Raw genomic sequence first — 14,383 nt, 5'->3', positions numbered from 1 at the left:
GTCCCGCTCAGGCGCCAAGGTCGGGCCATGGCCCCTCCAGCGCGTCTCTTGTTTCGGCCACGCCGCTGTCCCACAGCGCCTGCATCTGGTCATCGGGGCGCTGCCATGGGCCACCGAATGCCCCATCGCCCATCAGGACGCGGCCCTGCGCGGGTGGGCTGGCCTTCATCAGGCCCATGTCGAACGGAGGCTTCTCGCCCTCGGGGGCCGGGGCATGCGCCAGCCGCGTCCATGGAAAGTTCTCCATCCAGTTGGCATGACTTCCCGAGGGGTCGATCTGCTGGACCATCTCCCAGGTCCGGGGAGCCTTCCACCATTCGTGGTATTTGATCGAAACGTCGCCCCAATCGGCCATCAACTCCTGCGCGAGGGCGCTGACCGGGGAATTTCCCCCATGCCCGTTCACGATCAGGATCTGGCGAAAGCCGGACCGCCGGACCGAGACCAACACATCGCGCATCACCGCCAGCAGGGTTTCGACCCTGAGAGAGATCGTCCCCGGATAGGCCTCGAAATAAGGGGCAAGCCCGAAGGGCATGACCGGGAAGACCGGGATGCCCAAAGGTTCCGCGGCATCAACGGCAACCTTTTCCGCAAGGATGGCATCGACGCACAGGGACAGCTGCGCATGCTGCTCGGTCGATCCGACCGGAACGATGCAGCGCGGATCGCGGGCCGCCGCGGCCTCGACATCCTTCCAGTTCATTTCCGATATCTTCATTGCACCTCGCCGCTGTCGTTGTTCCCGCGGCGCCGCCCGACAAGGGGAGGAAACCCGGCTCGTGATGGCTCAGCCCGTGGCCCACCGCGTCCTCGTTCAGGCCGCGCCGGGCATCGATGCCAAACCGATCCGAAGGGAGGGGCGGTCCAAGTCGCCCCCGATCTTCGCGATCCTATCCCTCATCCGTCGCGGGGCAAGTTGCAAAATGGGGGCGGCCCGACGAGGGCAGCCACGACGATGCCATCGACATGCGAGGCCTCTCGTCCGGCGAAGCTGTCCTGAAATCCGCAGATCCCGCGGGATTAGCTCCGGCGAACGCGCAAGAGGCCAAAGAAAACCTCCGGCAAGGTTTTCCGACGCTTTCCCAAATAATTCATATGCATATATGTGTCCCGACTGACCGCCGCATCCGCCATCGGCGGGTTCCGATGCCGGCAGGGCTGCGGTCAATGATCCATGTCAAGGCACAGCACGTTTGCGCGTCCGACGCTCGGGCCGATGATGGCTGCGCCCCTGACCCGGGCCTCTGCGATCATCCAATTGATATGATTAGAGTGGAGGAGAACCAATGCGTATCCGTTCCATGTTTCTTGTATCGTTAACCGCTGTCCCGCTTTCCCTCAGTATTGGTGCGTCGCAGGCTCTGGCCGATGGTGCGGGCGAATTCATGCGCTCCTGCGCGGTCTGTCACGGGGCCGACGGGCGCAGCAATACCAGCTTTTCCGACCTGTTGACTGTCGCGCCGCCCAACCTGACGACGCTTGCCGCCAACAATGATGGCGTATTTCCGATGCTTGAGGTCATCCAGATGATCGACGGCCGGACCGGCCTGCGCGGTCATGGATCGGAGATGCCCATCTGGGGCGATCGCTATCAGGGCGAGGCCGACATGGCGGGCCAGTATGGCGCCGAACTGATCGTGCGCGGGCGGGTTCTGGAACTGGCGGAATACATCGCCTCGATCCAGGAATAGCCAACCACCCCGCTATGGGCTGACCAGCGAAAGGGCACGTTCCGGTGCGGCAAACACGGTATCTGTCGCGCCGGGACGGCACCGCATCTTGCTCACGTCTGCGCCGGGTGTATCCTTTGACGAACCAACATATCAGGGGACCCGCGCGTGACCGAACCAGACCAGCCCGACGCCCAGCGCGCCATCGACCTGAAACATCTTCGCCGGGCGATAGAGCTGGGCGACCTCGCAGTCACACAGGGCAATCATCCCTTCGGGTCGGTCCTTGTTTCCGGCGCGGGCGAGGTGCTGGCCGAAGGCATGAACAGCCATTCCATCGACAAGGGCCCCGGCCACGCCGAGGCGAACCTTGCCCGGACGGCGGCTCGCGAATTCGACATCGCAACGCTGCGCGACGCCACGCTCTATACCTCGGTCGAGCCCTGTTCGATGTGCTCGGGCACGATCTATTGGGCCGAGATCGGAACGGTTGTCTTCGGCATGACCGAGCGGCTCTTGGGGGAAATGACGGGCGATGATCCGGAAAACCCGACGCAAGACCTTGAATGCCGTCAGATTTTCGCCTCGGGCCGCAGGCCCGTCGACGTGCGCGGCCCGTTCCCCGAGCTTGAGGATCGGATCGTGGCGCAACATCGCGCGTTCTGGCGCAGTGGTGCCGACGAATGACGGCGATCGAGTTCCGCCTCGAGGGCGATCTGGACGCGGCCTCGTTTCCCGACTGGATATGCCACCGCGCCCGGCTTCTGGACCTGTCGGGATGGGTGACGAACGAGGCCGATGGCGCCGTCTCGATCGTGGTGACCGGGCCCGAGGCGCTTATCGACGCGATGGAAATGGCTTGCAGCCTCGGCCCGCGGGAGGTGCTTGTCGACCGAATCGAACGGCGCCCCCACGGGGTGCCTGCTGCGCTGAACGGCTTTCACAAGCGCTGATGGGCCTGCCGTCCATTGCCCGATTGTTGAGCACTTGCACCATATCATATGCGTATCTATAGGCGTCTGGCGTTTTTTTGGGCTTTACGCTTCACTCTGGCGCCAAGATCCGCATCCATCGGGTGCACCACTGGGGGACGATCAAGAATGACGACAAGACCTGTCGGACTGACGCGGGATTTGCCTGCCGGTCGCGTCATGCATGCACAGGCGGATGGCAAGGACATGGTGGTGTGGCGCGCAACGGACGGCACGATCGCCGCCTGGGACAATCGCTGCCCGCATCGTGGCATGGCGCTGAGCCATGGCTTCGTAAGGGGCAACCGCCTCGCCTGCCTCTATCACGGCTGGCACTATGATCGCTCGGGCCGATGTGGCCTGATCCCGGCCCATCCCGATCTTGAACCGCCCGCGACCATTCACGCCACGCAATACGGCGTGGTCGAGACAGGTGGCGTCATCTGGGTGTCGGCCGACGAAGCGCCCGCCCCCGACGACAGCGATCTGGCGCCTTTGCGCAGTTTCATCGTCGAGGCGTCGGAAGACGCGCTGCGCGATGCGCAAGAGGCCACGTCCGCCGACGGCGCGCCCCCTGCGCCCGAAGCCTCGGATCGGGTGTCGGTCCTGTGCAATCCAATCGAGCCGGGCCGCACTCAGGTCACCGTTCTGACGGCCCCGGGCCTGCCCCTGCCCCGCCTGCGCACCTTGTCGCGCTGGTGCGAGGCGATGCGCAGGCAAGCAGAGGCGAAGGAGACGGCATGAGCCTCGAATACGCGAAGAACGACTGGTACGCCGTGGCAGACATCTTCTGCCTGCGCGACGGGCCGCGCCGGACCCGGCTTCTGGAAACCGACATCACCGTTACCGGCCCCGCAGAGGACGCGACCGTGACCGATGATCAGGGGAACCGCTATCCGGTTCAGCTGAAATTCGATCACGTCTGGACGACCCTTGGCGACTCGCCACGCCCGCTGTTCGACATTCCCGAGGGCGACGAAGAAGGCCGCCGCCGCGTGCCGTGCGGCGTGGTTCGGGTGAATTGCTCGCCCCTGCGGGCGGTTGAGAATTTCCTCGATATCGCGCATTTCCCCTTTGTTCACACCGATATCCTCGGCTCTGAACCGCATACCGAAGTCAGCCCCTACAAGGTCGCGATCCGCGAAGAAAGCGACGAGGTCTGGGCCACGCAGGTCAAGTTCTTTCAGCCGCAGGCCGCGAAAAGCGCGGGCGACGGCATCGTCACCGATTACGATTACCGCGTGCCTGCACCGACGGTCGCGGTCCTATACAAGACCTGCCCGCCCAAGCCCGAGGCGCAGGATGTCATCGCGATCTTCGTTCAGCCGGTCAGCGAGACGGTATCGGATGTCTGGCCATGGATGGCGCTCTATGACGATGCTTCCACCTTTTCCGAGATGGCTCAGTTCCAGCACGAGATTTTCGTGCAGGACCGCTCGATCCTCGAAAACCAGAGGCCGGTCAAACTGCCACTCGATCCAAAGATGGAAATCCCGACGCGCGCCGACATGACCTCGGTCGCCTACCGCCGCTGGCTCAAGAAACGCGGGGCCTTCTACGGCGCGCTGAGGGACGGCGCATGACGGCCTTTACGCTCTACAATTACGTCCTGTCCGGGAATTGCTACAAGATCCGGCTGATGGCCGGGATCTTGGATGTGAAATACGACACGGTAGCCGTGGATTTCTATCCCGGGTTCGAACATCGCCAAAACCACATGCTGGCGCTCAACCCGGCGGGCACCTTGCCTGTCATGACGATCGGCGAACAGGTGCTGACCGACACGCAGGCGATGCTGGCATGGATTGCGCTGAACCATGACCCCTCGGGCACATGGTATCCCGCGGCCGATCCGATGCTGGGGCCGCTTGTGCAGCAATGGCTGGCGTTTTCGGGGCGGCTGACCAACAGCGCAGGGCTCGCGGGGCTGCATTCCATGCTCAACTGGCCCATCGACGGCGAGGCGGCGCGCCGGGCCGCGATCAAGGACCTGCGCGAACTGGAGTTGCACCTGACCGACCGGGTCTTCGAGGGCAAGACCTGGCTTGTGGGCGATCATCCTACGATCGCCGATATCGCCTGTTTCCCCTACGTCGCGCTCAGCCCCGATGCAGGGCTCGATCACGACGGATATCCGGCGATCCGGAACTGGCTTTATGCCGTGCGGAGCCTTCCGGGTTTCGTCACCATGCCGGGCATCCACCACCTGCATGAATTGCGCGAGGGAGCCGATGGCTGACGCGCCCCCCCTTCTGCGCCTGCGCGGCATCACCAAGGCCTACCCGGCCGTCCTTGCCAATGATGCGGTCGACCTCGACGTCGGCACCGGTGAAATCCACGCCGTCCTCGGCGAGAACGGCGCCGGCAAATCCACCCTGATGAAGATAATCTACGGCTCTGTCCGTCCCGATGCGGGCACCGTCGAATGGAACGGGTCGCAGGTCGATATCCAGTCGCCCGCGATGGCGCGCGAGCTGGGGATCGGGATGGTCTTTCAGCATTTTTCGCTGTTCGAGACGCTGACCGCGGCCGAGAACATCTCGCTTGCCGTCAGCGGCACGATCCCCGAACTGTCGCGTCGCATCCGCGAGGCATCGGCCCGTTTCGGGCTGGACGTGGAGCCTGACGCGCGGGTGCAGTCTATGACCGTGGGCGAACGCCAGCGGATCGAGATCCTGCGCTGTATCCTTCAGGAACCGCGGCTGATAATCATGGATGAGCCGACCTCTGTCCTGCCGCCTCAGGGTATCGCCAAGTTGTTCGAAACGCTTCGGAAACTGGCGTCCGAAGGGATCGGGATCATCTTCATCTCGCACAAGCTCGAAGAGATCCGGGCGCTGTGCGACACGGCCACGATCATGCGCGGCGGGCGTGTCGTGGGCGTCTGCGATCCGCGCGAGGAAGACGCGCGCAGCCTGACCCGGCTGATGATCGGGCGCGAGATCGCACGGCCCCGCCACGGGGCCGAGCGGGGCGACGGCCACCCGGTGCTCGAGGTGACGGGGCTGAACCATACTCCCGAAAACCCCTTCGCGACCCCGCTTCGCGATGTCCACCTGACCCTGCGCAGCGGCGAGATCCTCGGCATCGCGGGCGTATCGGGCAATGGACAGGATTCCCTGACACAAGCGCTTGCCGGCGAAATCGAAACGCCGGACGATCGCGGCAGCACCGTCATGCTGGAAGGCAAGGCCATCGGCGCGCTCGGGCCCTATGCGCGGCGCAAGCTGGGTCTGCATTTCATCCCCGAAGAACGACTTGGCCGCGGGGCCGTGCCGATCCACACCTTGTCCGAGAATTCGGGCCTGACCACCTATCACAGGGGCATGGTGAACTGGGGCTTTCTCAACCTGGGCCGCCGCCGGAAACTGGCTGCCGAGACGATCGAGCGGATGGACGTGCGCTGCGGCGGCACGGAATCCACGGCGCAAAGCCTGTCGGGCGGCAACCTTCAGAAATTCATCGTGGGTCGGGAACTGGCCCTCGCACCGCGGGTGCTGATCGTGTCGCAGCCCACATGGGGTGTCGATGTGGGCGCCGCCGCCGCGATCCGGCAACAGCTGATCGACCTGCGCGACAGCGGAGCGGCGCTTCTTGTCGTATCCGAAGAGCTGGAGGAACTGCTGGAGATTTGCGACCGCATACAGGTCATGTTCCGAGGTCGTCTTTCGGGCTCCGTCCCGGTGCGCGATACGGATATGGATCATTTGGGCCTTGCCATGGCCGGTGATTTCGACGCCCTGAATTCCAGCCAAACGATGAAGGAGCCCGCACTTGGCTAGGTTCGTCATCGAGGCACGGCCCGAACGCTCTGCCTGGGCGCCGGTGCAGGTTGCCCTGCTCGCGCTGATCCTGACCTGTATCGGCGGATCGGTCCTGTTCATCATTTATGGCGTGTCGCCTCTCAAGGGGCTCGATGCGATCTTTATCGACCCGCTGCGCAGCACCTACGGAATTGGCGAAGTCCTGCTGAAGATGGCGCCGCTTCTGCTGATCGCACAGGGGCTTGCCATCGGGTTCCGGGCGCAGATCTGGAATATCGGCGCCGAGGGCCAGCTGATCCTTGGCGCAATTGCCGCATCGCTTCTGGCGATCCAGTTCGAGGGATCGACGTCACCTCTGCTGCTCCCGGGCATGATCGTGGTCGGCATGGTCGCCGGCATGGCCTGGGCCGGCATCGCGGCCTTCCTGCGCGCGCAGTTCAACGCCAATGAAATCCTCGTGACCTTCATGCTGTCGAGCGTCGCGCTTCAGCTTCTGTATTTCCTCGTGACCGGGCCGCTGCGCGATCCGTCGGGGTTCAACTTCCCGCAATCGATCCGCTTCGATCAGGCCGCGATGTTCCCGATCCTGATCCCCGGCACGCGGGTCAATGCCTCGCTGTTCATCGGGCTGTTCGTGACGGTGGTGGCGCTGGTCTTCGTCCAGCGCTCCCTTGCGGGCTACAAGCTGTCGGTGGGCGGCATCGCGCCGCGCGCAGCGACCTATGCGGGCTTTTCCTCGAAACGGACGATCTGGCTCGCACTTCTGATCTCGGGCGGGGCCGCTGGCCTTGCCGGCGTGGGCGAGGTCGCGGGGTCGCTGGGAATGCTTCAGCGCAACGTCTCGCCGGGCTATGGCTATGCGGGGATCATCGTGGCGGTGCTTGGCGGGCTCCATCCGATCGGGATCCTGTTCGCCTCGGCGCTGATGGCGCTGGTCTATGTCGGCGGCGACTTCGCACTCTTGTCGGTGGGCGTGCCCAACGCGGTGACAGACATCTTCCAGGGGATGCTTCTGACCTTCTATCTCGCCTGTTCGTTCCTTCTGACATCGCGCATCCGGCGGATCACGCCAGAAGCCATCGCATCGGAGGCACCGGCGGAATAATGGATGTTCTCATTTTCATCGTCGGCGGCACGCTGGCTGCGGCAACGGCCCTGATCTTTGCCGCCATGGGCGAGCTGGTGGCCGAGAAGTCGGGCGTTCTGAACCTCGGGATCGAGGGGATGATGGCCACGGGCGCTGCCATGGCCTTTGTCGTCCTGTCATTGAGCGGGTCCTACACGCTGGGCTTTGTGGCGGGTGCGGCGCTGGGGATGGTCCTGTCGCTGGTTCACGCGGCGCTGACGATCATCTTTCGTGCCAACCAGGTCGCATCGGGGCTTGCCGTGGGTATCCTCGGGCTCGGGCTTAGTTCCGCCATCGGCAAGCGCTATGAAGGCAGAACGGTGGCGGGCCTTCCGGAAAACGGCATCCCTTTCCTGTCGGATATTCCCGTGATCGGGCCGATGTTCTTTCAACAGGATATCATGGTCTACCTGTCGATCCTGCTGATCCCGGCCACGTGGTACGTTCTCAACCGCACGAAACTGGGCCTGACCATCCGCGCGATCGGCGAAAGCCCCGAGGCCGCACATGCGCTTGGCCTCAAGGTGCGGTTGATCCGGACCGGCTGCGTGGCCTTTGGCGGCGCGATGGCGGGCATCGGTGGGGCCTATATGTCGACCGCCTATACGCCGCTCTGGGCCGAGGGCATGATCGCGGGGCGCGGCTGGATCGTCGTCGCCCTGACGGTCTTCGGCACCTGGATGGTGGGCCGCGTGGCATTCGGCGCCTACCTGTTCGGGTCGATCTCTTTGCTGGAACTGTCGATCCAGGCCTTCGGGCTGAACATCCCCAGCCAGTTGATGTCGGCCCTGCCTTATCTGGTGACCATCGTCATGTTGGCGATCATTTCGCGCAACCCGACCTTCATCAAGCTCAACTCACCCGCCAGCCTTGGCGCAACACTTAAACTTTCCTGACACCACACCCCGAAAAGAGGACCACAACATGCTGCCAAACTTCCTTTCTCGCACCGGCCTTGCCGCCGCCGCGACCACGCTTCTGGCCGTCCCGGCCGTGGCGCAGGATCCGCTGACCATCGGCTTCATCTACCCCTCGCCCGTGGCCGATGTCGGCTGGGCCGCCGAACTGAACAACGGCCGCCTCGCCGTGGAAGAGCATTTCGGCGATCAGGTCCGCACGCTGTTTGTCGAGAACGTGCCCGAAGGCCCCGACGCGGCCCGCATCATGAACCAGATGGCGGCACAGGGCGCAGACATGATCATGCTGGGCTCGTTCGGCTATATGAACGACGGTCTGACGCTTGCGCAGCGGAACCCGGACATGACCTTCATCCATGCCTCCGGCTACGAGGTCGCGCCCAATTTCGGCAACTTCCAGAGCCGGAACTACGAAAGCTCCTACCTCGTGGGCATGGCCGCCGGTGACGTTACCGAGACCGACACGATCGGTATCGTCGCGGCCTATGCGATCCCCGAAGTCATCGGCATGATCAATGCCTTCACGCTCGGCATTCAGGAGATCAATCCCGACGCCACCGTTCGCGTCGTCTGGCTGAACTCCTGGTTCGACCCGCCGAAAGCGCAGGAAAGCGCCCGCGCCCTGATGGCGCAGGAAGCCGACGTGATCTATTCGCTCTACCAGGACACGCCGTCCGTCGTGACCGTGGCCGAGGAAGAGGGTGTCTGGGTCATCAACACCTCCTCCGACATGAAGGAATATGCCCCGAACTGGCTTCTGGCCTCGCAGGTTGCGGATTGGGAAAGCTACTTCGTCGAAAGCGTGCAGGCCACGCTTGACGGCACCTTCGAAGGCTCTGCCTTCTGGGGCGGCATGGCCGACGGCACGGTCGATGTGCGCAGCTGGGCCGATGCCATCTCGGACGAGACGATGGCAAAGATCGAAGAGGCCAGCGCCGCCCTGCGTGCCGGCGAGTTCCACCCGCTGACCGGACCGATCGTCGATCAGGCCGGGACCGAGCGGCTCGCCGACGGCGAAGTGATCGAGGACGGCGCCCTTCTGGGGATCGACTGGCTCGTTTCGGGCGTCGCCACGAATCTGCCCCAGTAAGGGCGGTTCCGATGCAGGCCTTTCGCGCCGACATCTTTCACAGCCCCGAACGGGGCCGGATCGAGCGCATCCCCGATGCGCTCCTTTCCGTGGGGGATGACGGTGCGATCCTGTCGGTGGCGCCCTGTCCTGACACGGCGCCACCCGATCTTGTCGACCTGCGCGCTCACGGTGTGCTGATCCCCGGTCTGGTCGATCTGCACATCCATGCACCGCAGTTCCCCCAGTTGGGAACCGCGCTCGACGTGCCGCTCGAGGAATGGCTCTTTCGCTATACCTTCCCGCTCGAGGCGCGCTACGCCGATCTTGATTTCGCGACCCGTGTCTATGACGCCTTGGTCCGGCGGCTCTTGGCCAATGGCACCACGACGGCGGTCTATTTCGCAACGATCCATGGCCCCGCCAGCCTCAGGCTGGCCGAGACCTGCCTTGCACTGGGGCAGCGCGCGCTGGTGGGCCGCGTCGCGATGGACCACCCCGAAGGCTGCCCCGAGTATTATCGCGATGCCGATCCCGAAACGGCGATCCGCGACACTGCCGATTTCATCGACGCCGTCCGCGCCCTGCCCGGCAACAGCCTCGTGGAGCCCGTCGTCACCCCCCGCTTCATTCCCGGCTGCACCGACGAGGCGCTGAAAGGTCTGGGCCGCCTTGCGGCCGAGACCGGCGCACCGGTGCAGACCCATTGCTCGGAGAGCGATTGGGAGCATACCCACGTGCTCGACCGATGCGGCATGAGCGATACCCATGCCCTCGACCATTTCGGACTGCTGACACGGCGCACGGTCCTTGCCCATTCCGGGTTCATCGACGGCGTCGACATGGACCTGATCCGCGCGCGCGGATCGGGCGTCGCGCATTGTCCGCTGTCGAACAGCTATTTCGCGGGGGCTGCGTTCCCGTTGCGCCGCGCTCTCGAGAAATCGGTGCGGGTGGGCCTTGGCACCGATATCTCGGGCGGGCCGAGCGATTTTCTGCTCGACGTGGCGCGCAACGCGGTGACGGCGTCGCGAATGCTCGAGAGCGGGGTCGATCCTGACCGGCCCGCCGCCGACCGTGGCCGCCCCGGCAGCCGGATCGATTTCCGGGATGCGTTCTGGCTTGCGACGACCGGGGGCGCGGATGTCCTCGATCTACCGGTGGGCTTCTTCGCCGAGGGCCGGCAATTCGATGCCGTCCTGATCCGGCCGCCAGAACCGGCGCTTCAGCCGATGTCGGACGACAACCTGCTCCAGCAGATCCTGATGTGCGCCCAGCCCGCCGATATCCAACGCACCTGGGTTGCGGGGCGCGAAGTCTAGCACCCGTTGCCCGCTCACTCCTGCCGGGCGGACAGGCTGGCGCCGGATCGGGAACTCTCCAACACCTCGCGCATCCTCGAAATCGCGGCCTGCGTGCCGTCGATCAGGGGGATCGGGCATTCGGAGGCCAGATCGCCCGCCAGCCCTGCCAAGGGCCCGCCCCCCAGAACGATACTGTCGACCCCATCGGACACGCAGGACAGGCACAGATCGAGGATCGGCGCCCGCAAGGCGTCGGCCACATCGGCGGGATCGTGAACCAGCGGCCCGGGCAGTGTCCGCATAGCGGCCAAGGCCCCGCCCATCCCGTAGCGTTCGGCCATCATCCGAAGCGGCGGTGCCACTTCGGGGGCAAAGCTGACGATGGCGAAGGTCCCACCGATCCGGCGCGCGTCGTCAAAAGCGGCCTCGGCGATGCCGAGAATCGCGATCCGGGGATAGAGCCGCCGCAGCGCAATGGCACCGGTATCCCCGAACGACGCCAGAACGATGCCGTCGACTCCCGCGGCATGGGCAGCGACCGCGTCCAGAACGCCCTTTTCGGCCAGTGCGGCATCGGCCGCATCGACGATCAGCCGGGGGCCATGCGCCGCGGGCACCGTCCGGAACGCATCGCCGGGACGCGCCACCGCCTGCGCGGCGGCGCCGATCCGCGCCGTCACGCCAGGGGAAGTATTGGGATTGACGATCAGAAGCCGCATCACACGATCACCGAGGGCAGCCACAGCGACAGCGCGGGAAAGACATTGATCAGAAGAAGGGCGACAAGCATCGCGCCGATGAACCACAGCATCGACGGGATGATCTTGGCGATGGAAATCTTGGCGATTGCACAGGTGATCAGAACGACCGAGGCGACGGGCGGCGTCTGTTGCCCGATACCGAGGTTGATCGTCAGGATCAGACCGAAATGCACCCGGTCGATGCCCAGCTGATCGGCCAGCGGCAGGAAGATCGGCACCAGCATCAGGATTGCGGGGGTGCCATGGATGATCGTGCCGGCCAGCAGGAAGAACACGTTGATCGCCAGAAGAACGACCCAGTAGCTGTCCGAGATGCCGAGGATCGCCTCGGCGATGTCCTGCGGGATGCGCTGGTTGGTCAGATACCAGCCCAGCAGCGTCGATGTCGCCACGATGAACATCAGCATCGCCGAGCGTTTACCGGCAACCCGCAGCGTATCGACCAGCGTGCCGAGCCTGACCGTCCGGTAGACAAGGGCGGCCAGCACGATCGACCAGAACGCCGCGATGGCACCGGCCTCGGTCGCGGTAAAGATGCCGCCGAGGATCCCCACCAGAACAAGAACCGGCAGGGTCAGGGGGATCAGGGCCTCTTTCCCGGTCTCGGCCACCCGGGCAAAGGAGAACGCCCCCTCCGTCGGATAGCCCCGTCTCACCGCAATGACATAGGCCGTCCCCATCAGCAGCGCGCAGACGAGGATGCCCGGCACGATCCCGGCTGCGAACAGCTCGGCGATGGAGGCGTTCGCCACATAGGCGTAAAGGATCAGGTTCAGGCTGGGCGGCACGATGATCGCCATCGTGGCCGAGGTCGAGGTGACGGCCGCGGCAAAGGCCGCCGGGTAGCCGCGCTTGCGCATCTGCGGGATCATCACCGATCCGATCGCCGCCGCATCCGAGGTCGCGGTGCCGGAGATTTCGGAAAAGAACAGCGATGTCAGAATGTTGACATGCGCGAGGCCGCCCCGGATGTGACCCACCAACGAGGACGCAAAGGCGATCAGCTTTTCCGCGATGCGGCCTTGGTTCATGATCTCGCCTGCGATCATGAACAGCAGCGCCGCGACCAGAAGGTAGTTGTTTGCCCCGCCGAACGGGATCAGCCCCATGATCTGCGGCACGACGGCCGGATCGAGAAGGATCATCGTCGCCGCCGTCACGCCCAAGACAAAGGCGATCGGCAGGCCCGCGATCAGCAGGACGACAAGCAGGATCAGGATCATCCAGCCGGGATCGAGAAACATCACGCGTCGCTTTCTGGCAAAAGGGATTTCGGATCGATCCGGCCGGTCAGGATACCGGCAAGCCGGACCACGCAGAACAGGAAGATCAGCGCCCCGCCCACGGGCATCGCACCACGAAAGAGCGTCATCGGCAGGTCGACCGAGATCAGCGCACGGCCCGCGAAACTCTGGGCCGCGATCCCGCCATACCATGCCATCAGCGCGCCGAACCCGCCCATCAGGATCAGGTTGATCGCCGTGACGACCCGTTGCAGACCGTCCGGCATGACCCGAAGGACCGCATCGAACCCCAGATGTTCGTTTGTCCGCGTGAGATATGCCGCCCCGATGAAGGTGAGGGCCGCCAGAATATGGGCCGGCAGTTCCTCCCCCCACGAGACGCTGTCATTGAGGATGAACCGGGCGAAGACCGCCCAGTTCAGCAGCAGCAGAAGCAGGCCCGCCATGGCGACGACAAGGATATCGAGCGCGCGGGATATGACCCCGTCGACCCATTCGATATATCCTGCAATCCTGTCCATGACGTGCCTGCCCTTCTCTATCGCTTATTCGATACCCAATGCGGTCTTGGTCGCGGCGATCATGTCGGCGCCGATCACGTCGACGAAGGTCGGGCTTTCGTAAAGCGGCGCGGAAGCCGCCTGGAACGCCGCGAAGTCGATCTCGTTGACCGCGATCTTGTCGGACAGGGCGGCGATCGTCTCGGTATCGGTGGTTTCGCCCCATTCGAACGTCCAGGCCGACAACTCCTGCGCGACGTCAAAGACGGTCTCGCGCAATTCGGGATCGAGGCTGGCCAGATAGGGCTCCCCGAAGACGAGGAAGGTCGGCAGATAGACGTGGTTCGACAGCGACATGTAGCCCTGCACCTCGAACAGCTTGGCCGTATCGACGACGTTCGCCGGGTTTTCCTGCCCATCGATCGTGCCCTGATCGAGCGCGGAATAGACCTCGCCGAAGGACAAGGGCGTCGCATTGGCGCCCAGCGTGTTGAACATCTCGACCCGCTGGCGGCTCGTCGGCGTCCGGATCTTGAGGCCGTCAAGATCGGCTGGTGTCACGATCGGACGCACGTTGTTGGTGATCTGACGGAAGCCGTTATCCCACATCGCGGCCAGAACCATGCCCGAGCCTTCGAACCCCTCTGCCAGCATCTCGCCCGCGGGACTGGCGGCAAAGGCCTGCACGGCGGCGCGATCCTCAAAGAGGTAGGGCAGATCGAAAATCGCCGTGCGCGTGTTGATCTGAGAGACCGCCGAGGCAGAGAGAGAGGCGTGATGCGTGCCGAGGCCAAGGCCCTGAAGCACGTCTTCTTCCTTGCCCAGCGTGTTCGACATGAAGATCTGCACGTCGATCTCCCCGGGGGCGGCGGCTTCGAGGCGCTCTTCGTATTCCAGAAGGAACACATGCGCGAAGGAGCCTTCGGGCAGGGAGGAGTTGATCTGCAAGACCGCCTGAGCGGATGCGATGGCGGGAACAAGGGCGGCCAGTGCGCCGGCGAAAACGGAATTTCTCAGTGTCTTCATGAGTGCAGTCCTTTCGGATGGGATGACT

The 14,383-nt window shown here is 64.3% G+C and carries 16 protein-coding genes; 11 read left to right on the top strand and 5 right to left on the bottom strand.

Annotation, left to right across the window (positions count from 1 at the left end):
• Positions 1–7: 7 nt before the first annotated feature.
• On the bottom strand, positions 8–721 hold the full coding sequence (locus EP376_RS18860; protein ID WP_127657183.1) for a creatininase family protein: 714 nt from the start codon (positions 719–721) through the stop codon (positions 8–10).
• A gap of 568 nt (positions 722–1,289) precedes the next feature.
• On the opposite strand from EP376_RS18860, the gene EP376_RS18855 reads away from it, so the two are divergent.
• The 11 genes from EP376_RS18855 to EP376_RS18805 all read left to right on the top strand — a co-directional run bounded on the left by EP376_RS18855 (position 1,290) and on the right by EP376_RS18805 (position 10,842).
• A complete protein-coding gene (locus tag EP376_RS18855; RefSeq protein ID WP_238928796.1) occupies positions 1,290–1,694 on the top strand; it encodes a c-type cytochrome in 405 nt (134 codons plus the stop codon).
• Between the two features lie 147 nt (positions 1,695–1,841).
• Positions 1,842–2,360 (top strand): nucleoside deaminase, encoded by a 519-nt coding sequence (locus EP376_RS18850; protein ID WP_240652483.1) that lies wholly within the window; start codon positions 1,842–1,844, stop codon positions 2,358–2,360.
• Positions 2,357–2,626 carry an acylphosphatase gene (locus EP376_RS18845; protein WP_127657182.1) on the top strand — a complete coding sequence of 90 codons (270 nt, stop codon included), beginning with the start codon at positions 2,357–2,359 and terminating at the stop codon, positions 2,624–2,626. The genes EP376_RS18850 and EP376_RS18845 overlap by 4 nt, the downstream gene beginning before the upstream one ends.
• A gap of 147 nt (positions 2,627–2,773) precedes the next feature.
• A complete protein-coding gene (locus tag EP376_RS18840; protein ID WP_164744994.1) occupies positions 2,774–3,388 on the top strand; it encodes a Rieske (2Fe-2S) protein in 615 nt (204 codons plus the stop codon).
• Complete coding sequence (locus EP376_RS18835; protein ID WP_127657180.1) at positions 3,385–4,227, top strand: aromatic ring-hydroxylating oxygenase subunit alpha; 843 nt, start codon at positions 3,385–3,387, stop codon at positions 4,225–4,227. Before EP376_RS18840 ends, EP376_RS18835 begins: the two co-directional genes overlap by 4 nt.
• Positions 4,224–4,883: a glutathione S-transferase family protein gene (locus EP376_RS18830; protein ID WP_127657179.1), complete on the top strand. Its 660-nt coding sequence runs from the start codon at positions 4,224–4,226 to the stop codon at positions 4,881–4,883. Before EP376_RS18835 ends, EP376_RS18830 begins: the two co-directional genes overlap by 4 nt.
• Positions 4,876–6,426: an ABC transporter ATP-binding protein gene (locus tag EP376_RS18825; RefSeq protein WP_203330964.1), complete on the top strand. Its 1,551-nt coding sequence runs from the start codon at positions 4,876–4,878 to the stop codon at positions 6,424–6,426. The genes EP376_RS18830 and EP376_RS18825 overlap by 8 nt, the downstream gene beginning before the upstream one ends.
• Positions 6,419–7,513 carry an ABC transporter permease gene (locus EP376_RS18820; protein ID WP_127657177.1) on the top strand — a complete coding sequence of 365 codons (1,095 nt, stop codon included), beginning with the start codon at positions 6,419–6,421 and terminating at the stop codon, positions 7,511–7,513. The genes EP376_RS18825 and EP376_RS18820 overlap by 8 nt, the downstream gene beginning before the upstream one ends.
• A complete protein-coding gene (locus tag EP376_RS18815; RefSeq protein ID WP_127657176.1) occupies positions 7,513–8,430 on the top strand; it encodes an ABC transporter permease in 918 nt (305 codons plus the stop codon). Before EP376_RS18820 ends, EP376_RS18815 begins: the two co-directional genes overlap by 1 nt.
• 28 nt (positions 8,431–8,458) lie before the next feature.
• Positions 8,459–9,541, top strand: a complete 1,083-nt coding sequence (locus EP376_RS18810) for a BMP family ABC transporter substrate-binding protein (RefSeq protein ID WP_127657175.1) — start codon at positions 8,459–8,461, stop codon at positions 9,539–9,541.
• Between the two features lie 11 nt (positions 9,542–9,552).
• The gene (locus tag EP376_RS18805; RefSeq protein WP_127657174.1) at positions 9,553–10,842 is read left to right on the top strand and encodes an amidohydrolase family protein; all 1,290 of its coding nucleotides are present in this window, start codon (positions 9,553–9,555) and stop codon (positions 10,840–10,842) included.
• Between the two features lie 14 nt (positions 10,843–10,856).
• Here EP376_RS18805 and EP376_RS18800 read toward each other — a convergent pair whose 3' ends face one another.
• From EP376_RS18800 to EP376_RS18785, 4 genes are read right to left on the bottom strand one after another with little or no spacing between them, the layout of a single operon-like run.
• On the bottom strand, positions 10,857–11,543 hold the full coding sequence (locus EP376_RS18800; RefSeq protein WP_127657173.1) for an aspartate/glutamate racemase family protein: 687 nt from the start codon (positions 11,541–11,543) through the stop codon (positions 10,857–10,859).
• Positions 11,543–12,829 carry a TRAP transporter large permease gene (locus tag EP376_RS18795; protein WP_127657172.1) on the bottom strand — a complete coding sequence of 429 codons (1,287 nt, stop codon included), beginning with the start codon at positions 12,827–12,829 and terminating at the stop codon, positions 11,543–11,545. The genes EP376_RS18800 and EP376_RS18795 overlap by 1 nt, the downstream gene beginning before the upstream one ends.
• Positions 12,829–13,350, bottom strand: a complete 522-nt coding sequence (locus EP376_RS18790) for a TRAP transporter small permease (protein ID WP_127657171.1) — start codon at positions 13,348–13,350, stop codon at positions 12,829–12,831. The genes EP376_RS18795 and EP376_RS18790 overlap by 1 nt, the downstream gene beginning before the upstream one ends.
• A gap of 24 nt (positions 13,351–13,374) precedes the next feature.
• Positions 13,375–14,355 (bottom strand): TRAP transporter substrate-binding protein, encoded by a 981-nt coding sequence (locus EP376_RS18785; RefSeq protein ID WP_127657170.1) that lies wholly within the window; start codon positions 14,353–14,355, stop codon positions 13,375–13,377.
• Between the last annotated feature and the right edge of the window lie 28 nt (positions 14,356–14,383).

Origin of the sequence: Alexandriicola marinus (assembly GCF_004000435.1) — a bacterium.
Taxonomy (GTDB): domain Bacteria; phylum Pseudomonadota; class Alphaproteobacteria; order Rhodobacterales; family Rhodobacteraceae; genus Alexandriicola; species Alexandriicola marinus.
The sequence above is the reverse complement of the archived record's forward strand: the minus strand, read 5'-3'. Positions and strand labels throughout refer to the sequence as shown.

Coding starts and splice junctions, on each gene's coding strand:
- EP376_RS18815 (WP_127657176.1), top strand. CDS start 7,513: ATGGATGTTCTCATTTTCATCGTCGGCGGCACGCTGGCTGCGGCAACG.
- EP376_RS18835 (WP_127657180.1), top strand. CDS start 3,385: ATGAGCCTCGAATACGCGAAGAACGACTGGTACGCCGTGGCAGACATC.
- EP376_RS18840 (WP_164744994.1), top strand. CDS start 2,774: ATGACGACAAGACCTGTCGGACTGACGCGGGATTTGCCTGCCGGTCGC.
- EP376_RS18805 (WP_127657174.1), top strand. CDS start 9,553: ATGCAGGCCTTTCGCGCCGACATCTTTCACAGCCCCGAACGGGGCCGG.
- EP376_RS18845 (WP_127657182.1), top strand. CDS start 2,357: ATGACGGCGATCGAGTTCCGCCTCGAGGGCGATCTGGACGCGGCCTCG.
- EP376_RS18790 (WP_127657171.1), bottom strand. CDS start 13,350: ATGGACAGGATTGCAGGATATATCGAATGGGTCGACGGGGTCATATCC.
- EP376_RS18855 (WP_238928796.1), top strand. CDS start 1,290: ATGCGTATCCGTTCCATGTTTCTTGTATCGTTAACCGCTGTCCCGCTT.
- EP376_RS18800 (WP_127657173.1), bottom strand. CDS start 11,543: ATGCGGCTTCTGATCGTCAATCCCAATACTTCCCCTGGCGTGACGGCG.
- EP376_RS18825 (WP_203330964.1), top strand. CDS start 4,876: ATGGCTGACGCGCCCCCCCTTCTGCGCCTGCGCGGCATCACCAAGGCC.
- EP376_RS18810 (WP_127657175.1), top strand. CDS start 8,459: ATGCTGCCAAACTTCCTTTCTCGCACCGGCCTTGCCGCCGCCGCGACC.
- EP376_RS18830 (WP_127657179.1), top strand. CDS start 4,224: ATGACGGCCTTTACGCTCTACAATTACGTCCTGTCCGGGAATTGCTAC.
- EP376_RS18795 (WP_127657172.1), bottom strand. CDS start 12,829: ATGTTTCTCGATCCCGGCTGGATGATCCTGATCCTGCTTGTCGTCCTG.
- EP376_RS18860 (WP_127657183.1), bottom strand. CDS start 721: ATGAAGATATCGGAAATGAACTGGAAGGATGTCGAGGCCGCGGCGGCC.
- EP376_RS18785 (WP_127657170.1), bottom strand. CDS start 14,355: ATGAAGACACTGAGAAATTCCGTTTTCGCCGGCGCACTGGCCGCCCTT.